We start from the raw sequence: 23,532 nt of genomic DNA on the forward strand, positions 1-23,532 counted from the left end.
TCGGCAGGCGTTTCGGCCAAGGGGTGCGCCACTGTAATGGCTAAGTGCTATCTCTTCCAGTGGCTCGGCGGTGCTATGGCGCGGTTTAGAAGGGTTTCCGGCGAATGGCCTGACTGTATGGCTGGCCTGGCGCAGCACTGTATCTGGCCAACTCGCCTGGATGAGACCGAGACTCTCGGCTCCCCCCGCGCACCTGGTAGCCCCATGCAGCTCGCCATCCTGACCTTCGACGGCTTCAATGAACTGGACTCCCTGATCGCCCTGGGCATCCTCAATCGCATCAAGCGTCCGGACTGGCGGGTGTCGCTGCTGGCGCCCACGCCCTGGGTGACCTCCATGAATGGCGTCCGTCTGGAGCGGCAGGCCGGCTTCGACGAACTGGCCGACTGCACCGCCGTACTGGTGGGCAGCGGCAGCCGGACGCGTGAACTCGCCCGGGATGCTGTCCTGCTGGAGCAGCTTGCCGTGCTCGATCCCGCGCGCCAGCTGATCGGCGCCCAGTGCTCCGGCACCCTGTTGCTGGCGCGTCTCGGCCTGCTCGACGGCGTACCCGGCTGCACCGATCTCACCACCAAGCCCTGGGTACAGGAGGCCGGCATCGAGGTACTGGCACAGCCCTTCTTCGCCCGCGGCAATCTGGCCACCGCCGGTGGCTGCCTGGCCTCCAGCTACCTGGCGGCCTGGGTCATCGCCCGGCTGCTGGGCCGCGAGGCAGCTGCCGAGGCGCTGCACTATGTAGCCCCGGTGGGTGAGAAGGAGAACTATGTGGCGCGTGCGCTCGGCAACATCGAGCCCTATCTCGACCATGAACCCCTGGAGGTCGCCTGCGCATGCTGAAGGTCCTTGGCCGCGTCTCTTCGATCAACGTGCGCAAGGTGCTCTGGTGCCTCGACGAACTGGGCCTGGGCTATGAGCGTGAAGACTGGGGCGCCGGTTTTCGCTCGGCGCAGTCCGCCGACTACCTGCAGTGGAATCCCAATGGCCAGATCCCGGTCTTGCTGGACGGCGACTTCGTGCTCTGGGAATCCAACAGCATCCTGCGCTACCTGGCCAACGCCCGGGGCGGCGAGGCGTTGTATCCCGCCGCACCGCGGGCACGGGCACGGGTCGATCAGTGGCTGGACTGGCAGGCCAGCGAACTCAATCCGGCCTGGAGCTACGCCTATCTGGCCCTGGTGAAGCAGCAGCCACCGCAGCCCGATCCGCAGCGCCTGGCGCAGGGCATCGCCACCTGGAACGGGCGTATCGCCATTCTGGAGGCGCACCTGGCGCAGCACGGCCCCTATGTGGTCGGCGAGCGCTTCAGCCTGGCCGACATCGCCCTGGGGCTGTCGCTGCACCGCTGGCGCAGCACCCCCATGAAGCGGATCGCGGCACCAGCCATCGAGGCCTATCTCGCGCGCCTGGCCACGCGACCGGCCTGGGCCTGCTATGCCAGTGATGCCACGCCCTGAGCAGCCCGCCGGGCAGCGCCGGCAGGGGCCGCTCGCACGTCAGGCGAAGACGAAATACTTGCGCACCGTCTCGACCACTTCCCAGGTGCCCTTCATGCCGGGTTCGACGACGAAGATGTCGCCGGCCTTGAGGTGGATGGGTTCCTGGCCATCGGGGGTGATGATGCAGTAGCCCTCCTGGAAGTGGCAGTACTCCCACTTCACGTAGTCGACGCGCCACTTGCCGGGGGTGCAGATCCAGGTGCCCATGATCTTGCTGCCGTCATCGGAGGTGTAGGCATTGAGGTTGACGGTATGGGGCTCACCCTCGATGCGCTCCCACTTGCAGGCATCGACCACGGGCAGGGGTTGGGTGTCGCGCAGAACGGTGATGGGCGGGTTGGCCATGGCGGCTCTCCTGGTGATGGAAGCCGCCAAGGGTGAGGGGTCGCCCCGAACCGGGGTTGTCCAGGGTCGACACCGACCAGCGTATTTGCGCTATTCGGCCGACTAGCGCTCCACCTGCCGATTCCAGCGGGCGTTCCACTGCGGCCTTACCTTGTTGACCTCGTCCCAGTCGATGGTCACGGCGGTCTTCAGGTAGTTCTGCATGGCCTCCACCTGGCCGCGGGTCTTGTCGGTGGTGGGGGTATTGGGGTTGGACGGGATCTGGTCGCCCAGTTCCAGCGCCGGGGCCTGGGCCTCGGGGGTCAGCAGATACTCAGCCAGTTGCTGAGCCAGCTCCGGCTGGTCGTTGTTGGCGGTCACGCATTCGGCGACGTTGAGCACCACGGCGCCTTCCTTGGGCGGTGCGTATTCCACCGGGATGCCCTTGAGCTTGAGCGCGGTGACCTGGGTGGGCGTCAGCGGGAACAGTGCCGCCTCGTCGGTCTGCACCATCTCCGAAAGCTTGGCCGAGCTGGGGATGTACTCCAGCACATTGGGGCCGACGGTGGTGGGCCAGGCCTTGAAGCCGGGGTCGACGTCCTGCTCGGTGCCACCCTTGAGACGGTTGAACATCAGGAAGCCGTGCAGGCCGAAGGTGGACGAGGACAGCGACTGGAACACCACCTTGCCCTTGTACTTGGGATCGGCGAGGTCTGCCCAGGAGGTCGGCGCCGCCCAGCCTTTTTCCTTGAACAGCCGGCTGTTGTAGGCAAGCCCTGTCACGCCCAGGCTGACGGCAGCCGCCTGGTCCTTGATCTTGGCCTTGTCGGGGATCTGCGCCAGGCTCGCGCTGGGCTTGAGCGGACTGCACAGATTCATGCCGATGGCGCGGTACATGATGCCGTCGTCGAGAAACATCACATGGATCGGCGGCTTCTGCGGACTGGCCTGGACCTTGGCGAGGATGTCCGCCGAGGTGCCGGGCACGATCACCACCTTGACGTTGTGCGCCTTCTCGAAGGCGGGCAGCACGCTGTCGGCATAGAGGCGCTCCATGGTGCCGCCGTTCATGCCGAGATAGAGCGTCGGTTCGGCCGCGGCGGCCAGGGGCAGGCCGGCGAGGGCCACGAGCAGGGCAGGGGTCAGGCGCATGATTGGGAACTCCTGGGCTGGGAAGGGAAACGGGCGATGGAAAAGGCCTGCAGGCTGTGCCGGGGCGCGCCCTGCAGGATGCACTCGGCCAGGGCTTCGCCAGCCGCCGGCCCGATCTGGAAGCCCGCACCGGCAAAGCCGAAGCCGTGCAGCAGGCCGGGGGTGGTGAGACTGGGGCCGAGCACCGGCTGGTGATCCGGCAGATAGCCCTCGACGCCACTCCAGGTGCGGATCGCCTGGGCCCCGGTGAGCGCCGGATAGAGTTCGGCGGCGTTTCTAAGGATGTCGAGGATGGCCAGCTGGCCCGGGCGGGCGCGATCGGCGTCGAGGGCGAAACCGCGCCCACCGCCCAGCACGCAATTGCCCCGCGCCACCTGGCGGGCATAGATGCCACCGCCTTCCACGCCGGTGCTGGCGGTCATGAAGGGCGGCAGCGGTTCGGTCACCAGCATGGCCGGATGGGCCGCGGTGAGGGGCACCGGCTCGCCGAAGCGGGCGGCCAGCTCCGCGGCCCAGGCGCCCGCGCAATTCAGCAGCCAGGGCGCGCTCAAGGTCAGGCCACTATCGGTACGGAGCTGGAAGCGCTGGCCGTCGTGCTCGACGACGGTCACGGCGGTCCGTTCGAGGATTCGGGCGCCCGCCCGGGCAGCCGCCTGGGCGAAGGCCGGGGAGACCAGGCGTGGATTGGCGTGGCCGTCCTCCGGGCAGAAGGAGGCGCCCACGGCGATGTCGCCGACCCAGGGAAAGCGCCGGCGCAATTCACCGCGGTCGAGCAGTTGCAGATCGAGGTCGAAGCCCTGGCTGGCCTGGGCATAGGCCTGCAGGGAGGCGAAGTCGGTCTCGCTACGGGCCAGCTTGAGATGGCCGGATCTGAGGTATTCGCCATCGGTACCCAGCAGGTCCTGCAGACCGCCCCAGATCTGATGGGCACGGCTGGACAGCGGTAACTGCACCAGCGGCCGGCCCTGGCGGCGCACCCCGCCGTAGTTGACGCCACTGGCCTGGGCGCCGCAGAAGGTGCGCTCCAGCAGGGCGACGCGCTGGCCGCCCTTGGCCAGGAACAGCGCCGCGCTGCTGCCGACGATACCGCCGCCGATGATCAGCACATCCACGTCCAGCCGGCTCATGGCGCCAGCTCCACGCCAAAGGGCAGCGGCTTGATCGGCGCCTGGGCACGCAGCCGGCCGATCTGGTCCAGCGGGCGACCACTGGCGCAGGCGATCAACTCGGCCGCCGCCGCGCCGCAGAGACGGCCCTGACAGCGGCCCATGCCGACCCGGCAGGTGGCCTTGACCCGGTTGATCTCCCAGTGCCCCTGATCCACCGCAGCACGGATCTCGCCGGCGCTGACCTGTTCGCAGCGACAGACCATGAGTTCGTCCGGCGCCTTGGCCGCCCAGTCCGCGGGGAAGGGGAAGGCCCGCTCCAGACCCTGGCGAAAGACCTCGAAGCGGGTCAGGCGTGCTTGCAGGGCCTGGATACGCGCCCTGTCCAGCGGCACGCCACGATCGTCCAGCAGACTCAGGGCCGCCAGCTCGCCCGCCAGCTCGGCGGCATCGGCGCCCTGGATACCGGCGCCATCGCCGGCCAGGTAGACACCCGCCTGGCTGCTGCGTCCGCCGTTGTCCCGCACCGGCAGCCAGGCGCGATTGAGCGGATTCCAGGCGAACTCGCAGCCCAACAGATCGGCCAGCTGGGTCTCGCTGCGCAGTGTCTGGCCGAAGCCGAGAGCATCACATTCCAGCCGATGCGCTTCGCCATCGGCAGCGCGCCAGCGAACGGCCTCCACACGGCGTTCGCCTTCGACGGCAAGGAGTTCAGCGCCCTGGTGCACGGGCACGCCGTGCAGCGCCAGCCAGCTGCGGTAGTAGAGGCCCTTGGCGAAGGTGGCCGGTTGACCGAGCAGCGCCGGGGTAGCCGCGGCCTGGTCGCGGAACGGCGCGCTGTCCAGCACCGCCAGCGGCTTGGCCCCGGCCTTGGCGTATTGATAGGCGACCAGATAGAGCAACGGGCCGGTACCGGCCAGCACCAGTCGGCTGCCGATGGCGCAGCCCTGGAACTTGAGCGCCACCTGGGATGCGCCCAGGCTGTAGACGCCCGGCAGGGTCCAACCCGGCACCGGCAGGATGCGGTCGGTGGCACCGGTGGCGACGATCACCTGGTCGAAGGCCAGGCGATCAACGTAGCGGCCCTGGCTCAGGGTATCCAGAGCGCTTTGCTCGGCATTCCACACCAGGGTGTCGGGCCGATAGTCCAGCGCCTTCTGCATCTCGGTCAAAGCACCGTGCAGCGCCTGGGCCTTGCCGGCTTCGAAGCCATAGAGCGCCTTGAGCGGGCGCCGGAAATTGCCCGGTTGCTGGCGATAGATCTGGCCACCGCCGCGGGCGCTTTCGTCCAGCAGCACCGGCTCAAGGCCATGGGCGGCCAGTGTCTGGGCCGCACGGATGCCCGCCGGCCCGGCGCCCACCACCACCACGGCGCTCACAGCGGCCGCCCAGGATCGCGGCTGACCTGCTGGCCCGCTTCGAGAAAGGTGGCGCAGGCGCGCACCCGGCGGTCATCGGCCAGGCGCACCCAGCAGTCCTGGCAGGCGCCCATCAGGCAGAAACCGGCGCGGGGTTCGCCGCCGAAGTCGCTGCCGCGCAGGTGGTCGCTCTGGGTGAGGATGGCGGTCAGCAGGGTATCGCCCTCCAGGCCCTCGGCCGGCTGGCCGTCGAGGGTGAAGGCCAGGGTCGGGCGGTCGCGTTCGGCCACCCGCTTGAGCAGTGCCATGGAGGGGTCTCGGCTGTTCATTGTTTGCCCACCAGCACGCGATCCAGGCCGTAGATACGGTCGAGCAGGATCATGGTGGCCGCGGTCAGGGCGATCACCAGGGCCGACACCGCCGCCATCATCGGATCGATGGATTCGGTGGCGTAGACGTACATCCGCACCGGCAAGGTCTGGGTCGCCGGCGAGGTGACGAAGATCGACAGGGTGACCTCGTCGAAGCTGTTGATGAAGGCCAGCAGCCAGCCGCCGGCGACGCCGGGCAGGATCATCGGCAGAGTGATGCGGCAGAACAGCGTGGTGCGACTGGCGCCCAGGCTCTCGGCTGCCTGCTCGGCGCTGCGGTCGATGCCGATGGCGGCGGCGATCACCAGGCGCAGCACATAGGGGGTGATCACCACCACGTGGGCCAGCACCAGCCAGCTGAAGCTGCCATTCACCCCAAGCAGGGCGAACAGCCGCAGCATGGCCACGCCCAGCACCAGGTGCGGGATGATGATCGGCGAGAGGAACAGGCCGTTGAGAAAGCCCTGGCCAGGAAAGCGATAGCGCGTGATGGCCAGCCCGGCCGGCACCGCGATCAGCGTCGCCAGGGTGGCCGACAGCGCCGCCAGCTGCAGGCTGTTGTAGAAGGCGGTGAGGAAGTCCGCCCGCTCGAACACGGCGGCGAACCAGCGCAGCGAGAAGCCGGCGGTGGGCAGGCTGAGGGTGTTCTCCGGGGTGAAGGCCACCAGGCAGACCACCACCAGGGGCGCCAGCATGAAGACCATCACCAGGGTATGGAAGGCGAGCCCGAGCGGGCCGTTGCGGGTCATGCGGTCAGACTCCCAGGGCACGTTTGTAGCGGCGTTCCACCAGGCGATTCCAGCCCAGCATCACCAGCAGGTTGAGCAGCAGCAGGGCCACCGCCAGGGTGGCGCCCATCGGCCAGTTCAGCTCGGCCAGGTACTGGTCGTAGATCAGGGTGGCGACCATCTTCAGCCGGCGTCCGCCCAACAGACCGGGGATGGCGAAGGAACTGGCGGCCAGGCCGAAGACGATCAGCGTTCCCGACAGTACCCCGGGCATCACCTGGGGCAGCACGATGCGGCGCAGCACCGTCAGGTGACTGGCGCCCAGCGACAGCGCGGCCTGTTCGGCGGCGGGATCGAGTTTCTGCAGCGAGGTCCACACCGGGATGATCATGAACGGCAGCATCACGTGGACCAGGCCGACGATTACCGCGAAGGGGGTGTAGAGCAGCTTCAGCGGCCGCCCGCCCAGGGCCACGATGGCCTGGTTGACCAGGCCGTCGGCGCCCAGCAGCAGACTCCAGCCAAAGGCGCGCACCACCACCGAGATCAACAGCGGCGTCAGCACCAGGATCAGGAAGATCGAGCGCCAGGGCGCGCCCATGCGACTGAGGACGATGGCCTCGGGTACCCCGATCAGCACGCAGAGCAGGGTGACCAGGGCGCTGATCCAGAAGGTGCGCAGGAAGATCTCGTAGAAGTAGGGATCGCCCAGCAGGCTCAGGTAGTGGGCCAGGGTGTAGCTGCCTTCCTTGATCCCGGTCTCGTAGTCGAAGACGTTGAAGGACAGCGCCAGGGTCAGCGCCAGGGGCGCCAGCAGCAGTCCGGCGAACAGCACCAGGGCTGGGGCGCTGAGCAGATAGGCGCGACCGGTGCCGCGCAGCAGGGTGCTCATGCGGCGGCCTCCGCGGCTTCCAGTCGGCGCAGCAGACTGTCGTCCCAGTGCAGCCCGACGCGCTGGCCCTCGTCCAGCGGCGGCAGCCCATCGTTGCTGCGCAGCACCGACACCTCGCCCAGCGCCGTCTCCAGCCGATACAGCCACTGGCTGCCGAGGAAGAAACGGGTCAGCACCCGCCCTTGCAGACGTCCCTCACCAGCGGGGCGCAACTCGATCTTTTCCGGCCGCAGCGAGATCGCCAGGGCGCCGCCGGCGGCGATCTGCGGCCGACCCTGGGCATCCAGGCTGCCGGGCAGCAGGTTGGCCTTGCCGACGAAATCGGAGATGAATCTGTTGCGCGGATGTTCGTAGAGGCGATAGGGCGCATCCACCTGGGTGATGCGCCCGGCCTCCATCACCACCACCCGGTCGCTGATGGACAGCGCCTCGGACTGGTCGTGGGTCACCATCAGGGTGGTGATGCCCACCTCGCGCTGGATGCGGCGGATCTCGAACTGCATTTCCTCGCGCAGATGGGCGTCCAGGTTGGACAGCGGCTCGTCCAGCAAGAGCACCGGTGGTGCTATCACCAGCGCTCGGGCCAGGGCCACCCGCTGGCGCTGGCCACCGGAAAGTTCGCGGGGATAGCGCTCGGCATGCTGACCCAGATGCACCAGGTCCAGGGCCTCCTCGACCCGCCGCGTGAGCTCGTTACCCGCCACCTTGCGCATGCGCAGGCCGAAGGCGACGTTGTCGCGCACCGTCATGTGCGGAAACAGCGCATAGCTCTGGAATACCACCCCGAGGCCGCGACTGGCCGGCTTGGCCTGGGTGATGTCCTGGCCATCCAGGAGGATGCGCCCGCTGCTGACGTCGACGAAGCCGGCGATCATCTGCAGGGTGGTGGTCTTGCCGCAGCCGGAGGGGCCGAGCAGGGAGACGAATTCGCCGTGCTCGATGGCCAGGGTCGAACCGGCCACCGCGTAGCTGTCGCCGTAGCGCTTGCTGAGATTGTCGAGAGTCAGGAAAGCCATGGCCGCAATGCTCCTCCGGTCGCGCCCACGGGAGAGGTGGGCAAGGTTTTGGCAGGGCGAAAGACAGCCTGGATCTGGGACGTTGGCGCTCGCTCGACTGGCGGCGTCCGGTGATTGTGAGTATCGCCCTATGGACCTGAAGGTAAGGGCGACCTAGGATGCCGGACAAGCAGGTTTTTCACTGAATGAACTCTTTTTTCAGATTTATTCACTCAGTGGAATATTTCGGAGCGCTGCAGATGGAAGATTCCAGTGAAAGAAAGGCTGCGACAGGCGAGGTAGGCGTTGGCGCCATCAGCCGGGTGTTCGCCGTGGTGCGCGCTCTCGGTGACGGCGATCCCGAAGGCGAGAAGGTCACCCGTCTGGCCGAGCACGTGGGCCTGTCGCAACCCACCACCCACCGACTGCTGCGCGGCCTGGTGGAGGAGGGCATGGTCGAGCAGTGCGCCCGCAGCAAGAGATACCGGCTGAGCCTGGACTTCTTCGCCCTGGCGGCTAGCGCTGGCCAGGTCGGCAACCTGCGCGACCTGGCGCGGCCGAGTCTGCTGCGGCTGTCGGCGTCCCTGGGCGACTCACTGTTCCTGCTGGCGCGCAGCGGCTTCGACGCCATGTGCCTGGATCGCAGCGAGGGGCCCTATCCGATCCGCACCTTCACCGGCGACATCGGCGGTCGCGTGCCCCTGGGCGGCGGCCAGGGCGCCCTGGCGATCCTGGCCTTCCTACCCGAGGAAGAACGCGAAGAGGTGATCCGCTACAACCTGCCGCGGCTGCGCGACGCCCATCATTACGATGAGGTGCTGCTGCGCGCCGAGATCGACAACGTCCGCCAGCAGGGCTACGCCGCGCGCAACACGGGGGTGCTGGCCGGCATGGCGGGCCTCGCCGTCCCCATCCTCGACCGCAACGGCCGGGCGGTGGCGGCCCTGAGCGTGGGCACCCTGAGCGAACGCCTCAACCCCCAGCGCCTGCCCACGGTGATCGAACTGCTCCGCCGCGAAGCCGGGGTGATCGCCGCGCGCATCAACCCCTTCGATCCGGTCTTGCGCCGGCCGACCCAGGGGTTTGGTTAATGGCAGCATTGCATTTATTTCAACTAAATTTAGTGGCCTAAGTTGATGGGTTTTGAGGGCAAGCACGAGTATAGAGGTGATTAAATATTAAATAGGTCTAATTGCTCTGGCGTTTCTCTATTGAGTTTTTGACGAAGATCAAAAGCAAGAGAAGCCTTACTCCACTCCAATATCATTGATAGGATCCAGAGAGCGCAGACAAATGCAAGGATGGAACCAAAGCAGCGTTGTTCAAATACGGTTTTTTCTAAAAATTTGTTTTCTTTGTCACTAATAAGTTCGCATATTACTTTTTGATCGACCTCTGCTAGCTTTGTCGTCCCTGCGGAGCATTCATTTTCATGAATGCTCCAGCTTAGATTCCAATGGTAGGCTTTTTCTTTAGTTGCCCAGAATAGAGTTCCAGTTTTTCTTACCGACAACAAGGCATAGTCTGGGAGCAGAAAAGTTAGGCTTATCACCGCAAATACAGCGGTTGCGAAACCCAAAAGAATATTTCCCTTTTTTATTTTTTTCAAATCAGGATCTTTGATTTCACAGTTTTCAGGTATGTAGTATTTTTTTATTTTCATTAACTCTTCAAGTCCAATTGACTTTTCTTTGATTTTTAGAAGAGCATTCTCTATTTGTTGATTATTTTTAAATTTGATCCCCGTTTTCATTCTGAAAAGGTGGAAATATTTAACGCTCTCCCAAGCGTCGTTGTATAGGTTATTGGACATTTTGGCGCCGCCGCCAATCAAAAATATCAGTTTGTTGAATATAAAAAATGCCGAGCCGGATCTTTGCCAGCTCCATATATGGAGTGCAATAACTGCTAATGCTACAAGCAAAGGATAGGCTTTCTGAAATAAATCAATTATCCGCGATATTTCAGAGATTACATCTGTGTTACTCATGGATTATCCTGCCGATTACACTAAGATCTCTAAAACAATGGACCAGAGCGGGTGTTATTCCCTTTGGCCAGCCGATCATAGAGCACCACATTGACCGTGGCCGCCAGATTCATGCAGCCCTGGGTGGGGATGTACACCACGTCTTCGCACCAGTCGCGCAGCTCCTGGCTCAGCGAACCGTCCTCCGAGCCGAACAGATAGAGCGCGCGATCGGGATGGGTGTATTCGGGCAGCGGCCGGGCGCCGTCCACCAGCTCCACCGCCACCGGTACGCACCCCAGCGGCAGGATGCGGCGCAGGTCGTCGATGTTGATCAGCGGAATGTCCTGGTGAACCTTCTTGGTGTCGGTGACGAAGTCCTTGGCGCGGTCGTAGCGGGTGCCGGTATAGAACACCGAGGCCACCCCGTAGCAACCCGCCGCCCTCATGATGGACCCGACGTTGGACGGCGACTTGGGGTTGCTCAGGCCGATGCAGGCGTATCTCTTGTTGCTCACGTCAGGGGACTCTCGGGAAAACCGCCAGTATAAGGCGTCGAAGGTTGCAGAAACCGACTAAGATGCGCGCCCGCGTCTCCAGCCCCGAGCCCCTGCGATGTCCTCCACCGCCCTCTACACCGACCTGTCGGCCTACTACGACCTGCTCTGCGCCGACATTGACTACCGGGCCCAGAGCCAGGCGGTGCTGCGCCTGCAGCGCCTGTTCGGCAACGGCGGCACTCGTCACCTGGATCTCGCCTGCGGCACCGGGCCCCATGTGCGGCATTTTCTCGATGCCGGCTTCCAGAGCAGCGGGCTGGACCTCAATCCGCCGATGCTGGCCCAGGCCGCGCTACGTTGCCCGGAGGCGGACTTCTCCTGCCAGGACATGTGCGCCTTCGAACTGGACCAGCCGGTCGATCTGATCACCTGCTTTCTCTACTCCCTGCACTACAGCGGTAGCCTTGCACGCCTCCAGGCGTGCCTGACGCAGGTCCAGGCGGCCCTGACCGCCGGCGGCCTGTTTTGCTTCAACGCCGTCGACAAGCGCCGTATCGACAATGCCTCCAGCGTCGGCCACAGCGTCGCGCGGGCCGATGGCCACTTCAACTTCGCCTCCGCCTGGCACTACCCGGGCGAGGGCGAACACCAGCAGCTCCGCCTGCGCATCGAACGCCGCCACGCCGGCCAGCAGCAGACCTGGCAGGACGAACACCCCATGGTGGCGGTGGACTTCCCCGAACTGCTGGCCCTGCTGGAGCCGCAGTTCGAGGTGCAGATGCTGGAGCACGACTACCAGCGCATCGAACCCTGGGCCGGCGAGGCGGGCAATGCGCTGTTCGTCTGCGTCAAACGCTAGTGGGCATGGGCGTGCATCCCGCCATCCACCGCGATGACATCACCGGTGAGGTAGCGCGCCAGCGGTGAGGCAAGAAAGGCCACTACATGACCCACGTCTTCCGGCTCGCCGAAGTAACCGATGGGAATGTGGCGAGCGATAAAGGCCTGGCGCGCCTCGGGCGTCGGGTGCAGCCGCTGCAGGATCTGCTCGGAATTGATCCGCCCCGGCGCGATGGTGTTGACCGTGATGCCCTCTGCCGCTAGCTGGCTCGCCAGCCCCTTGGACCAGAACTGGATCGCCGCCTTGGCCGCCCCGGCGCCGTTCAGGTCCCGCGGCTCCATGCTGCCGCTGAAATTGACGATGCGTCCCCAGCGCCTTTCGCGCATTCCGCCCAGCAGCGCCTGGGTCAGGCGGCGGGTCGCGGTGAAGTTGAGATTCCAGGCTTCGTCCCAGGCCGCATCGTCCGCCGTCACCGAAAGCGGTCTTGTGCCGCCGGCGTTGTTGACCAGGATGTCCACCCGGCCCAATCCCTGCTCCGCTTCCCGCGCCAGGCGCTGGACGTCTTCGGCATCGGTGATATCCGCCGCGATCACCAGCGGCCGGGCATGACCCGCCGCCACGATCTCCTCGGCCAGGGCCTCCAGGGCGTCCCGCCGCCGCGCGGTGATCGCCAGCCGAACGCCTTCGGCCGCCAGGACGCGGGCGATGCCCGTGCCTATGCCCATGCTGGCACCAGTAACCAAGGCAGTACGGTCGTGCAGTTGCAGATCCATGATCGATTCTCCAGGGGTAAGGATTTTCGTAGGTTGGGCTGAGCGCAGCGAAGCCCAACACTTCGCGACCTCATCCACGCCACTAGCCTCACCCATCACCCAAATGAGATAAACGCCACCTAGGTGTAAGGATTCCTTAACAGGAGTGTTGAATGGATCTGCTCGACAGCATGCAGGTGTTCGTCGCCGTGGTAGAGCGCGGCAGCCTGGCCGCTGCGGCCCAGGCCCAAGGCATCTCGCCGACCATGGCCGGCAATCACTTGCGCGGTCTGGAGAAGCGCCTGGGCCTGCAATTGCTGGTACGCACCACCCGGCGCCAGCGCCTGACCGCCTTCGGCGAGGGCTATTACGCCCGCTGCCGCGAGATCCTCGCCCTGGTCGCCGACACCGACCGCCAGGCCGAAACCCAGCGCCTAGCGCCCGCCGGCATCCTGCGCGTCTCGGCGCCGGTGTCCTTCGGCACCTACGGCCTTACGCCACGGCTGGGGGACTATTTGACGCGGCATCCCCAGGTCACCCTCGATCTGGTGCTGAGCGATCGGGTCCAGGATCTGGTGGAGGAGGGCATCGACATCGCCATCCGCATCGGCGAACTGGCCGATTCCTCCCTGGTGGCGCGACCCCTGGCGCCCTATGTGATGTGGTGCTGCGCCGCGCCCGGCTATCTCGCCCAGCGCGGCACGCCCGGGCGACTGGCCGATCTGGAAGCCCACGACTGCCTCGGCATGGACCCTCGCGCCCTGAGCCAATGGCGCGCCCAGACCGGCACCCCCTTCGGCCCGCTGCCACCCGGTCGCCTGCACCTCGCCAACGGCCCCGCCCTGCGCCTCGCCGCCCTGCAGGGCCTCGGCGTCATCCTCCAGCCGGCCTTCCTGCTGCAGGACGACGTCGCCACCGGCAATCTGGTCCGCCTCTTCCAGGGCCAGGAACTCACCCGCCCCCTGACCGCGCTCTATCCCCAGACGAGATGGCGCTCGGTGACGGTGAGGAGCTTCGTGGAATTTTTGTTAGCGGAGTTCGCCCCGTAGCATGGAAAAGCCTCCTGGCGTCCCTGCTGCGATCTAAACTATAGCGGCTTATCTGTAATTTGATCTGAATGGCAATTCCAATTCGAGAGTATTTTCCCTAACACGACGGAGAATTTTCTGTGCTGCTGAAATCTTCGCTATAAGCCTTGCCGATACTAGACAGTAAATGAATATCCAAGCAATGAGCGTGGACGAGAGTATTCTTTGAGTTTTTATATTTTTGTCTACCCATTCTTGCCCATCTTGATCGAACAAGCTTTTGCATATCGAGTTTGCTTGAGCTGTAGGGAATTCTTTTTTGTTGCTGTAATTGGTTACGACGGTTTCGTCCTTACATTTTTCCGCAGTTATGCCGGATTGGTCAAATATTGAAATTTTAAATTCTTTTTTGGAAGCAAAAAAGCTTGGAGAATCAGGAAAGTGAGCCATCACATAGGAACTCGCTGCTATCATTGCTAAGAGAATAATGGCGAAGTAGCCTGTTACTATGAATGTCACACACAGCCATTTCCTGATTTTGTAGTTTAAGTTTTTAATGTGAATATTGTTGTTTTCTTTTAGATTTAAATAAGTAAAAGCTAGCTTTATCTCTCTTAGAGTTATTTTGTTATGATTTATCCATTTTGCAAAGTTTATGCTTTCTTCAAGGTTTCCAATTTTCAGTCCGGTCTCGTACTTAAATTTTTCAGTTTCTCTTTCTCTCCTTTTTAAAATATTAAATTCTTCCGTTGTGAATTCAGGCGCTCCTCCTGCAAATTTCCATATGTAGTCTTTGAGTAGATAGCCAGTGCCTGTTCTTGTCCAGATCCAAACAAAAGCTGCGCTTAGTGCGATTAGGTTTCCGATTGCAAGTATTAAGGTAGTATTGCTTTTGATAAAATCTATCGCGTCTGAGATTTCCATAAAGCGTGCTACCTTTAAGGTTGTTGGCCAGGTCATGCTCCTTTTACAGTTTTTATCTAGGAAATTGCAACAAGATAATGCCTTACCCCTGTCGGTGCTTTAAATTTACTGGCAATGTGCCAAGTGGTTGGCCGGCGGTCCTAATCATTTAAAAGCGACCCATTCTGCATATGTGGCCTATCGCCAACTAGGCTAGAAACTAGCGATAGGTCTGTCTGCGGGGTTTTTTGCATAGACGAGCCCGGTTCTTTGATATCTTGAAAGAAGCCTTGAACTTTAGTGATGATTTTGATAATGAAACGGATCGCTTTTTTCCATCGAAAATAGGTGCCTTCATTACGCATTATTTTGCAGAGCTAGACCTAGTAATTGCTTTTCAAGAAACACACTCAACGGATCCTCCCGATACGCTCCAAAAGGAACACGCCGCCGGTAACTCGCTGACTCATAGAGCCGCAAGGCCTCCGGCTGATAGGGTCCCGTTTCCAGTCGCGCCAACTCACACCCGCGGCCTGCCGCTTCGCGCTCCAGCTCCGCCAGCAGGCGACCACCCAGCCCCAGCCCGCGAGCCCTGGGGCTCACATACATCCGCTTGATCTCGCCATAGCCGTCCCGCAACACCATGGCGCCACAGCCCAGGGCACTGCCGCTGTCATCCCGGGCGACCAGGAACAGCACGTTCGGCTGCATGAGCGACGTCAGATCCAGGGCATGACGACTCTCGGGCGGATAGAGGTCGTCCTGGTAGGCATCCAGTTCGGCGATCAGGGCGATCACCTCGGGTTGGTCGGGGGATTCGAGGGCGATGGGCATGGTGGCTCCTGTCAGGCAATCGCCAAAGCCTAAGCCATTAGCGCGGCCTCATCCCAGGCTCATCCGCAAGCCATCCCGCCCGCCGCGCTTGGCCTCGTAGAGGGCACCGTCCCCGCGCTCCAGCAGGGCCGCCAGGCTTTCCGGCGGTTGATCGAACAGTACGGCGCCGATGCTCAGGGTGACGGGCTCGGGCGTCCGCAGGCGCTGCGCCGCCAACTGGTTGAAGCGCAGGCGCAGGGTGTCCGCCAGGCGCACAACGTCCGCATCGGCCGCCTCACCCAATAGCACCACGAATTCATCACCCCCCAGCCGGGCGGCCAGCGCCTGGCGGGGCAAGGAGGTGCGCAGCAGGTCGCTCAGGGCGATCAGCAGGCCGTCGCCGGCCGCGTGGCCATGGAGGTCGTTCACCAGCTTGAAATTGTCCAGGTCGATCAGCAGCAGGGCGCCGGGTCGGGCCGGTGTCGCCTGGCCAAACAGTCGCGGCGCCTCGGCTTCCAGCGCCCGGCGGTTATGCAGGCCGGTAAGCGGATCGCTGCCCGCCAGGCGCTCGATATGCTGCTCGCGGCGATAGCGCACCGTGCCGGTCATCGACAGGGCGATCAGCATCACCGCCATCACCCCCTCCACCAGCGAGACCTGGATGATGACGCCGCGATAGACCGCCAGGTCGATCAGGGTGCCGGGGGTGAGCGGTGGGATCATCTTGGCCAGATAGAAGAGGCCATGAATCAGCAGCACCACGCGCAGCTGCCGTTCTCCGGCATTGCGCCGCCGCAGCAGCAAACTCGCCCGTATCGCCAGGATGCCGATCATGAGCGACTGCACCACCAGCAGCACCTTGGACCACCAGGGCTCATTGGGCAGCAGCAACATCCCTAGCCAGATCGCCGCGAAGGCCCACCAGCCCAGACTCAGACGGCGCGCCGTGAAGCGTGCCACGCCGATCAGGAAGAGCCCATGCACGAAGATCAGCAGCCCATTGGCGAACCAGATGCCCACCAGCAGCAGTCCCCGACTGCGCAACAGTGCCAGGGTGCTACCCACGCAGATGAGGGCGAAACCCGTACTCCAGTACAGCAGCGCCGACTCGCGCACCGACCGCCACTCGATGGCCAGATAGCCCGCCGCGGCAGCCGCCAGGGCGATGGTGAGGGTCAGCATGGTGGGGGCATCGAGTGCCATGGGCGAACCGGACCTGTCTGGATACGAGAAGGGTGCTCCCTGCCGGGGGCGAGCACCCGCCAAAGCGGAGCCGCACCGCAGTCTTATCGACACGGCAGGCGCGGGCTTGAGGCAGAGGATTGCGCGCCATGATGACGGGCAGATAACCGTAATTCAAACCTGACCTTTGGCTGGCCTAGGCGGCACGCCAGTTACTGGGGTTTCACCAGCGCCCGAATCGCCGTGGCCGGCAACCGCGCCGTGCTGCCATCCGCCAGGCGCAGCACGAATGCCTCGCCCAGCGACCAGACCACCTGTACCTCCTTGAGCACGCACTGGTCATCGGTGGGCAGCACCCTGGCCTGCTCCTTGGCGCAATAGGAGGTGTCGAGCACGATGGCCTTGGCCTGGTAATTACCCAGGCCCAGCGTCCTGACCATGGTCTCGGGCAGGGTGGTGAGGACACCGCTATAGCCGGCCAGAAAGAGGGCGAAGAACAGGGAGAACATCATCGCCGCCTTCCAGCCGGCGATGAAGATCATGGATGTCATCGTCACAACGAAGGCAATGGCGAGGGGCGCGACGCAAAGCGTCGCCCATTTGGTGAGGAGAGGCCACTCGTTTACTAGTGGATAGGCCTTGCCTAGCATCCAGACGATGAAGTAGCCGACGACCATTACCGGGACATACGCTTGCCAGACGAACTTCAAGAAGCTGAAAGAAGGCAGCGCGAACAGCCACTGAACGACGACACCTGCCAGTAGCGTGATAAGTACGGGAGCCAGCAGCGAAACGCCTAGGAATAGCTCTGGATCAATGAAGAACAGAATAACTGCATCGCTCAGCCCTATTAGTAGATAAGGCACGAAGAATACAAGTGCCATCAATAGCATGAGTTTGCGAAAGCGACCTTCACCGCGATAGGGCAGGGCGTAGATGATGTCTTCCTTGATCGCCGGCGTATTGATGAAGCCGTAATAGACCCAAGCTCCTGGTAGGAATAGCGCTGCAACGAAGGCGCCTATGGTCAGAAAGCCCATGCAGGCGGCCGCCAGCAGCAGCGACGAAAACTGGAAGAGATCGAAGCTAGGATAGAAATGGTTACGGGCGAAATAGGCCAGGAACATCCCGAAGCCCAGGGTCGGCGGCAGCACCTTGGCTAGCAGCGAGGCATGCCGTCGCAGAGCGGTGCCGGAAAACTCGAGGATGAAATCGAAGACGGCATCCGTGTCGGTGGCGGGTTGGTCAGTCCAGCGGGGCATGTTTCGTCCTTGAGTACAGTGGTGCTGCGCAATAGGTATCAAGCCTTCTTGGGATGGAAAAAGGTACAGCCTCTTCCAAGCAAGAGCTAAGGCTCATACTTAGGGAGGGAATAAACTAGAGATTGAAGCTTTCAGGGGGCAAGTTTAGCGTTGTCCACCCTATACGCTGCTGATTTTCTATTAGAAGTACAGTGGGGATCAATTTATCTTAAAAGTTTTTTTCTTGACTCTATTGGTTTCGGTGTCTTTAAAAAGCATGACTCGGATACACATCAAATGTCTAGGGTCGGCAAAAGTATAAAATGAAGATTTGTTTATTTTTTTAAGTATGGGCATTTCGCCTTTTGATAGGCTTGCTAGTACTTGACCAATACCGGAATTGCTTTCAGGAGCATTTTCCGGAAAATCTTGTGCAATCACAACGCCGATTTTTTGCGTATCTATTTGATGGGTGGATATGCGTGCTAGTGCAAATATTACTTGATTTCTGCGACCGTCACTAGTTTCATCGGAGTTGAGGTGGCTTTCAATCGCTATGTATGATTCCCTTAATCCGGATAGTACCCAGTTTTTATCGGTTTCATCCAATAGGGTGGGGTTGTAATTCCAGTTGTTGTCTTCTATGCAATAGGCTAGGCATTCGCAGTACTCGTGTATTCTTTGAGGTATTCCGAGGGTGTTTGTGTATATGTGCCTGCTGATTCTTTTGAGTTCTGTCTGGGAAATCGATATTTTCAGCTGGTTTATAAATCCCCTTTTTACAAAGTCCAGTACTTGTTGCGAATCGAGTCCATTTATTTTTGGTATTTCATTTATTCTATTCCCAACCGAAGAAACAGTCTTAGTGGTAGAGAAGTATTGAAGTACATCGTTGGGTACGCCAACGAGAAGGTATTTGACTCGATATTCAGCATAATCGCTATCGTCGAGTAAGATCAGGATGTCTGATAACTCATCCATGAGGCTTTGATTTCCAAATATCGTTTCGATATTGTCCAAAGCTATTATCGTTTGTTGGCCGCTGTGTTTTTCGTATAAATGGCGATAGCTCTGTAGGAGCTTGTCTTCAGAGTGTATTTCGTACTGACCTTCGTGTGCTAGCTCAGCGGAAAAGCACATGCTGGCTCCGGCTTTTTTTGTCTCTTTAAAACTTTTCTTTGTAGCCGTTCCAGCTTTGAAGCATTTGGCGTAAATCTCGTCTGTTATAGAGCTTTTTCTTGATGCATTTGCACAGTTTACAATTAAATAATTTATTCCTTTTTCAGAAAATACCTTTTTGTAAAGCCACGATTTCCCTGACCCACTTTCCCCGAACAAAAAGGAATGCATGCTTCCTTTTATCGATCTGTACAGGTTTGTTTCATGGACCCCTCGGTCTATATACATTTGTTTATTCACGTTTTCTCGTCTTGGAGTGAATACTTCACTGATTTCGCTTCTAGAGACGGTCATTTATTACTTCTTGTAGATAGAGAGGGGTTCACTAATTACCTGTCCGAATATATCAATCCCAGCTCAACGCCCCACCGGTCTGATACTCGATCACACGCGTCTCGAAGAAGTTCTTCTCCTTCTTGAGGTCCATGATCTCGCTCATCCAAGGGAAGGGGTTGGTGGCGCCCGGGTATTCTTCCTTGAGGCCGATCTGGGTCAGGCGGCGGTTGGCGATGAACTTGAGGTAGTCCTCCATCATCGCCGCGTTCATGCCCAGTACGCCGCGGGGCATGGTGTCGCGGGCGTATTCGATTTCGAGCTGGGTGCCCTGGAGGATCATCTGGGTGGCTTCGTCCTTCATCTGGGCATCCCAAAGGCTCGGGTTCTCGATCTTGATCTGGTTGATCATGTCGATGCCGAAGTTCAGGTGCATGGACTCGTCACGCAGGATGTACTGGAACTGCTCGGCGGTGCCGGTCATCTTGTTGCGGCGACCCATGGAGAGGATCTGGGTGAAGCCGCAGTAGAAGAAGATGCCTTCCAGCACGCAATAGTAGGCGATCAGGTTCTTGAGGAACTGGCGATCGGTCTCCGGGGTGCCGGTCTTGAACTCGGGGTCGGAGATGGAGCGGGTGTACTTCAGGCCCCAGCTCGCCTTTTTCGCGACGCTTGGGATCTCGTGGTACATGTTGAAGATCTCGCCTTCATCCATGCCCAGCGACTCGATGCAGTACTGGTAGGCGTGGGTGTGGATCGCCTCTTCGAAGGCCTGGCGCAGGATGTACTGGCGGCACTCGGGATTGGTGATCAGGCGGTAGACGGCCAAGACCAGGTTGTTGGCGACCAGGGAGTCGGCGGTGGAGAAGAAGCCGAGGTTGCGCTTGACGATGCGGCGCTCGTCCTCGGTGAGGCCGTCCGCGCTCTTCCAGGTCGCGATGTCGGCGTTCATGTTCACTTCCTGGGGCATCCAGTGGTTGGCGCAACCATCCAGATACTTCTGCCAGGCCCAGTCGTACTTGAAGGGTACGAGCTGGTTGAGGTCGGCGCGGGCGTTGATCATCTGCTTGTCGCCGACGTGCACGCGGGCGGAGGAACCTTCCAGGTCGTCCAGGCCTTCCTGGATGTCCAGCTCGTTCAGCGCGGCCTTGGCGCGGGCCACGGCGTCGGAGTCGTCGGCGGACAGGGCGCGGGCGTCATGGACCAGGGCGTCGCCCTCGGAGTCCAGGCGCTCGGTCTGGGCGGGCGCCTGCTGGCCAGCGGCCTGCGCGGGCTTGGCGGGGGTGGCGTCGTCGTCTTTGTCGAATTCTTCCCAGTTCAGCATGGGGTGTCTCCTGGGTGGCTGTGCGGTGGGGGCGGGGCGGCGGGCCCTCACCCTAGCCCTCTCCCGGAGGGAGAGGGGATAAGAGCGGTGCGCGGGTGGGGGATTCGGCCCTCACCCTAGCCCTCTCCCAGGGGGAGAGGGGATAAAGAGCAGCCCTCTACTGGGAGAGGGCTTGGGGTGTTACTGGCAGGCTTCGCACTCGGGATCGTCGAGGCTGCAGGCCTTGGGCACCGGAGCCGGTGCGGGGGCGGGAGCAGCTTCGGCTTTCTGGGCCGGGGCGGGGGCCGCGCTGGCCTGGACCCCGGTGATGGGATCGGCGCTCACGGCGTTCAGCTTGCCGGTGTTGATGGTGGACTTCTCGGTGCTGGTGGCAGCCAGGGCACGGAGGTAGTAGGTGGTCTTCAGACCGCGGAACCAGGCCATGCGGTAGGTCACGTCGAGCTTCTTGCCCGAGGCGCCGGCGATGTACAGGTTCAGCGACTGCGCCTGGTCGATCCACTTCTGGCGACGGCTGGCGGCCTCGACGATCCACTTGGTCTCCACTTCGAAGGCGGTGGCGTACAGGTCCTTCAGATCCTGCGGGATGCGCTCGATCTGCTGCACGGAGCCGTCGTAGTACTTGAGGTCGTTGACCATCACCGAATCCCACAGGCCGCGGGCCTTGAGGTCGCGTACCAGGTAGGGGTTGATGACGGTGAATTCGCCCGAGAGGTTCGACTTCACATAGAGGTTCTGGTAAGTCGGCTCGATCGATTGGGACACGCCGGTGATGTTGGCGATGGTCGCGGTCGGTGCGATGGCCATGATGTTGGAGTTGCGGATGCCTTTCTTGGCACGCTCGCGCAGCGGGGTCCAGTCCAGGGTCTCGGACAGGTCGACCTCGATGTACTTGGCGCCGCGCTCTTCGATCAGGCGCTTCTCGGAGTCGATCGGCAGGATACCCTGGGACCACAGCGAACCTTGGAAGCTGGAGTAGCTGCCACGCTCTTCGGCCAGGTCACAGGAGGCCTGGATGGCGTAGTAGCTGATCACTTCCATGGAAGTGTCGGCGAACTGCACGGCGGCATCGGAGCCGTAGGCGATGTGCTGCAGGTACAGCGCATCCTGGAAGCCCATGATGCCCATGCCGACCGGACGGTGCTTGAGGTTGGAGTTCTCTGCCTGGGGCACCGAGTAGTAGTTGATGTCGATGACGTTGTCGAGCATGCGCACGGCGGTCTTGACGGTACGGGCGACCTTGGCCACGTCCAGCTTGCCGTCGACGATGTGGTTCACCAGGTTCACCGAACCCAGGTTGCACACGGCGATCTCGTCCTTGTTGGTGTTCAGGGTGATCTCGGTGCAGAGGTTGGAGCTGTGCACCACACCTACGTGCTGCTGCGGGCTGCGCAGGTTGCACGGGTCCTTGAAGGTCAGCCACGGGTGGCCGGTCTCGAACAGCATGGACAGCATCTTGCGCCAGAGGTCCTTGGCCTTGATGGTCTTGTGCAGCTTGAGCTTGCCGTACTCGGTCAGGGCTTCGTAGTACTCGTAGCGCTCTTCGAAGGCCTTGCCGTAGAGGTCGTGCAGATCAGGCACGTCGGCGGGGGAGAACAGGGTCCAGTTGCCGTCCTCGAAGACGCGCTTCATGAACAGGTCGGGGATCCAGTTGGCGGTGTTCATGTCGTGGGTACGACGACGGTCGTCACCGGTGTTCTTGCGCAGTTCGAGGAATTCCTCGATGTCCAGGTGCCAGGTTTCCAGGTAGGCGCAGACCGCGCCCTTGCGCTTGCCGCCCTGGTTGACCGCCACGGCGGTGTCGTTGACCACCTTGAGGAAGGGCACGACGCCCTGGCTCTTGCCGTTGGTGCCCTTGATGTAGGAGCCCAGGGCGCGTACCGGGGTCCAGTCGTTACCCAGGCCACCGGCGAACTTCGACAGCATGGCGTTATCGTGGATGGCGCCATAGATGCCGGACAGGTCGTCGGGTACGGTGGTCAGGTAGCAGCTGGACAGCTGCGGACGCAGGGTGCCGGCGTTGAACAGGGTCGGGGTGGACGCCATGTAGTCGAAGCTGGCCAGCAGGTTGTAGAACTCGATGGCGCGGGCTTCCTTATCCTTCTCCATGTGCGCCAGGCCCATGGCCACGCGCATGAAGAACAGCTGCGGCAGCTCGAAGCGGGTGCCGTGGCTGTGCAGGAAGTAGCGGTCGTACAGGGTCTGCAGACCCAGGTAGGTGAACTGCTGGTCGCGCTCGTGATCGATGGCGGCGCCCAGGCGTTCCAGATCGAAGCTGGCCAGTTTCGGGTCCAGCAGCTCCAGCTCCACGCCCTTGGCGACGTAGGCGGGCAGGGCCTTGGCGTAGAGGTCGGCCATCTCGTGGTGGGTGGCGGACTCGGCGACGCTGAGGAAGCTCAGGCCTTCGGCGCGCAGGCTGTCCAGCAGCAGGCGGGCGGTGACGTAGGAATAGTTCGGCTCACGCTCGACCAGGGTACGGGAGGTCATCACCAGGGCGGTGTTGACGTCCTTCTCGGCCACGCCGTCGTACAGGTTCTTCAGGGTTTCCTTCTGGATCAGCTCGCCGTTCACCTCTTCGAGGCCTTCGCAGGCTTCGCTGATGATGGTGTTCAGGCGGCCCATGTCGAGCGGCTGGGTGGTGCCGTCGGCCTTGGTCACGCGGATGCTCGGGTGCGGCTCGGCGATGTCGCTGGCGGCGCCCTGCTTGCGCTCCTGGCTGCGGGCCTCACGGTAGATCACATAGCTGCGGGCGACCTTCTGCTCGCCGGCGCGCATCAGAGCCAGTTCGACCTGGTCCTGGATCTCTTCGATGTGGATGGTGCCACCGGAGGGCATACGGCGCTTGAAGGTGCTGCTGACCTGGTCGGTGAGCTGCTTGACGGTGGTGTGGATGCGCGAGGAGGCTGCAGCGGTACCGCCTTCCACGGCGAGGAAAGCCTTGCTGATGGCCACGGTGATCTTGTCGTCGGTATAGGGGACGACGGTACCGTTGCGCTTGATGACGCGCAGTTGACCGGGGGCGGTGGCGCCCAGGTCCTGGCTGTCATCTTGCGCCGGGCGGCCCTGCTGGGCTTGCTCGCGGGTCAGGTCGGTGTGCATGCGGAACTC

General features: G+C 62.0%; 23 protein-coding genes. 5 read left to right on the forward strand and 18 right to left on the reverse strand.

What is annotated here, in order from left to right:
* Nucleotides 1-204 precede the first annotated feature (204 nt).
* The gene (locus tag LRS53_RS01490; RefSeq protein ID WP_231354698.1) at nt 205-837 is read left to right on the forward strand and encodes a DJ-1/PfpI family protein; all 633 of its coding nucleotides are present in this window, start codon (nt 205-207) and stop codon (nt 835-837) included.
* Complete coding sequence (locus LRS53_RS01495; RefSeq protein WP_231354699.1) at nt 831-1,454, forward strand: glutathione S-transferase family protein; 624 nt, start codon at nt 831-833, stop codon at nt 1,452-1,454. The genes LRS53_RS01490 and LRS53_RS01495 overlap by 7 nt, the downstream gene beginning before the upstream one ends.
* A gap of 39 nt (nt 1,455-1,493) precedes the next feature.
* Here the strand turns inward: LRS53_RS01495 and LRS53_RS01500 are convergent, their stop codons facing one another.
* The 8 genes from LRS53_RS01500 to LRS53_RS01535 all read right to left on the reverse strand — a co-directional run bounded on the left by LRS53_RS01500 (nt 1,494) and on the right by LRS53_RS01535 (nt 8,443).
* Nucleotides 1,494-1,841: a cupin domain-containing protein gene (locus LRS53_RS01500; protein ID WP_007160512.1), complete on the reverse strand. Its 348-nt coding sequence runs from the start codon at nt 1,839-1,841 to the stop codon at nt 1,494-1,496.
* A gap of 102 nt (nt 1,842-1,943) precedes the next feature.
* On the reverse strand, nt 1,944-2,972 hold the full coding sequence (locus LRS53_RS01505; RefSeq protein ID WP_231354700.1) for an ABC transporter substrate-binding protein: 1,029 nt from the start codon (nt 2,970-2,972) through the stop codon (nt 1,944-1,946).
* The gene (locus tag LRS53_RS01510; RefSeq protein WP_231354701.1) at nt 2,963-4,099 is read right to left on the reverse strand and encodes an NAD(P)/FAD-dependent oxidoreductase; all 1,137 of its coding nucleotides are present in this window, start codon (nt 4,097-4,099) and stop codon (nt 2,963-2,965) included. The genes LRS53_RS01505 and LRS53_RS01510 overlap by 10 nt, the downstream gene beginning before the upstream one ends.
* Entirely contained in the window at nt 4,096-5,457 is a 1,362-nt protein-coding gene (locus tag LRS53_RS01515; protein ID WP_231354702.1) for an FAD/NAD(P)-dependent oxidoreductase, read from the reverse strand. Before LRS53_RS01515 ends, LRS53_RS01510 begins: the two co-directional genes overlap by 4 nt.
* Entirely contained in the window at nt 5,454-5,744 is a 291-nt protein-coding gene (locus LRS53_RS01520; RefSeq protein ID WP_231354703.1) for a (2Fe-2S)-binding protein, read from the reverse strand. The genes LRS53_RS01515 and LRS53_RS01520 overlap by 4 nt, the downstream gene beginning before the upstream one ends.
* A 17-nt stretch (nt 5,745-5,761) precedes the next feature.
* The gene (locus LRS53_RS01525) at nt 5,762-6,556 is read right to left on the reverse strand and encodes an ABC transporter permease (protein WP_027598975.1); all 795 of its coding nucleotides are present in this window, start codon (nt 6,554-6,556) and stop codon (nt 5,762-5,764) included.
* 4 nt (nt 6,557-6,560) lie between these two features.
* Nucleotides 6,561-7,427 carry an ABC transporter permease gene (locus LRS53_RS01530; protein ID WP_160923395.1) on the reverse strand — a complete coding sequence of 289 codons (867 nt, stop codon included), beginning with the start codon at nt 7,425-7,427 and terminating at the stop codon, nt 6,561-6,563.
* Nucleotides 7,424-8,443 (reverse strand): ABC transporter ATP-binding protein, encoded by a 1,020-nt coding sequence (locus LRS53_RS01535; protein WP_231354704.1) that lies wholly within the window; start codon nt 8,441-8,443, stop codon nt 7,424-7,426. Before LRS53_RS01535 ends, LRS53_RS01530 begins: the two co-directional genes overlap by 4 nt.
* Nucleotides 8,444-8,682: 239 nt before the next feature.
* On the opposite strand from LRS53_RS01535, the gene LRS53_RS01540 reads away from it, so the two are divergent.
* Nucleotides 8,683-9,513 (forward strand): IclR family transcriptional regulator, encoded by an 831-nt coding sequence (locus LRS53_RS01540; RefSeq protein WP_231354705.1) that lies wholly within the window; start codon nt 8,683-8,685, stop codon nt 9,511-9,513.
* A gap of 80 nt (nt 9,514-9,593) precedes the next feature.
* Here LRS53_RS01540 and LRS53_RS01545 read toward each other — a convergent pair whose 3' ends face one another.
* Nucleotides 9,594-10,412, reverse strand: a complete 819-nt coding sequence (locus LRS53_RS01545) for a DUF6216 family protein (protein WP_231354706.1) — start codon at nt 10,410-10,412, stop codon at nt 9,594-9,596.
* Between the two features lie 29 nt (nt 10,413-10,441).
* Nucleotides 10,442-10,909, reverse strand: coding sequence for an RNA methyltransferase (locus tag LRS53_RS01550; protein ID WP_059226744.1), 468 nt, complete (start codon nt 10,907-10,909; stop codon nt 10,442-10,444).
* Between the two features lie 97 nt (nt 10,910-11,006).
* On the opposite strand from LRS53_RS01550, the gene LRS53_RS01555 reads away from it, so the two are divergent.
* Nucleotides 11,007-11,750: a class I SAM-dependent DNA methyltransferase gene (locus tag LRS53_RS01555; RefSeq protein ID WP_231354707.1), complete on the forward strand. Its 744-nt coding sequence runs from the start codon at nt 11,007-11,009 to the stop codon at nt 11,748-11,750.
* Here the strand turns inward: LRS53_RS01555 and LRS53_RS01560 are convergent.
* Nucleotides 11,747-12,505, reverse strand: coding sequence for an SDR family NAD(P)-dependent oxidoreductase (locus tag LRS53_RS01560; RefSeq protein WP_231354708.1), 759 nt, complete (start codon nt 12,503-12,505; stop codon nt 11,747-11,749). The two genes, LRS53_RS01555 and LRS53_RS01560, sit on opposite strands and share 4 nt — an antisense overlap.
* A 152-nt stretch (nt 12,506-12,657) precedes the next feature.
* Between LRS53_RS01560 and LRS53_RS01565 the strand changes: the two genes are divergently transcribed.
* On the forward strand, nt 12,658-13,533 hold the full coding sequence (locus tag LRS53_RS01565; RefSeq protein WP_231354709.1) for a LysR family transcriptional regulator: 876 nt from the start codon (nt 12,658-12,660) through the stop codon (nt 13,531-13,533).
* Nucleotides 13,534-13,581: 48 nt separating this feature from the next.
* On the opposite strand, the gene LRS53_RS01570 is transcribed toward LRS53_RS01565, so the two are convergent.
* From LRS53_RS01570 to LRS53_RS01600, 7 genes are all read right to left on the reverse strand, one after another.
* Nucleotides 13,582-14,472 (reverse strand): DUF6216 family protein, encoded by an 891-nt coding sequence (locus LRS53_RS01570; protein WP_231354710.1) that lies wholly within the window; start codon nt 14,470-14,472, stop codon nt 13,582-13,584.
* Between the two features lie 300 nt (nt 14,473-14,772).
* The gene (locus LRS53_RS01575) at nt 14,773-15,249 is read right to left on the reverse strand and encodes a GNAT family N-acetyltransferase (protein WP_231354711.1); all 477 of its coding nucleotides are present in this window, start codon (nt 15,247-15,249) and stop codon (nt 14,773-14,775) included.
* Nucleotides 15,250-15,297: 48 nt separating this feature from the next.
* Nucleotides 15,298-16,431: a GGDEF domain-containing protein gene (locus LRS53_RS01580; RefSeq protein ID WP_231354712.1), complete on the reverse strand. Its 1,134-nt coding sequence runs from the start codon at nt 16,429-16,431 to the stop codon at nt 15,298-15,300.
* Nucleotides 16,432-16,622: 191 nt separating this feature from the next.
* Nucleotides 16,623-17,672, reverse strand: coding sequence for a hypothetical protein (locus tag LRS53_RS01585; protein ID WP_231354713.1), 1,050 nt, complete (start codon nt 17,670-17,672; stop codon nt 16,623-16,625).
* A gap of 198 nt (nt 17,673-17,870) precedes the next feature.
* Nucleotides 17,871-19,124 (reverse strand): AAA family ATPase, encoded by a 1,254-nt coding sequence (locus LRS53_RS01590; RefSeq protein WP_231354714.1) that lies wholly within the window; start codon nt 19,122-19,124, stop codon nt 17,871-17,873.
* Between the two features lie 52 nt (nt 19,125-19,176).
* Complete coding sequence (locus LRS53_RS01595; RefSeq protein WP_017641969.1) at nt 19,177-20,427, reverse strand: ribonucleotide-diphosphate reductase subunit beta; 1,251 nt, start codon at nt 20,425-20,427, stop codon at nt 19,177-19,179.
* A gap of 180 nt (nt 20,428-20,607) precedes the next feature.
* Nucleotides 20,608-23,523 (reverse strand): ribonucleoside-diphosphate reductase subunit alpha, encoded by a 2,916-nt coding sequence (locus LRS53_RS01600; protein ID WP_231354715.1) that lies wholly within the window; start codon nt 23,521-23,523, stop codon nt 20,608-20,610.
* Nucleotides 23,524-23,532: the final 9 nt, after the last annotated feature.

The sequence above is a fragment of the Pseudomonas sp. PLB05 genome (assembly GCF_021106615.1).
GTDB lineage: Bacteria > Pseudomonadota > Gammaproteobacteria > Pseudomonadales > Pseudomonadaceae > Chryseomonas > Chryseomonas benzopyrenica.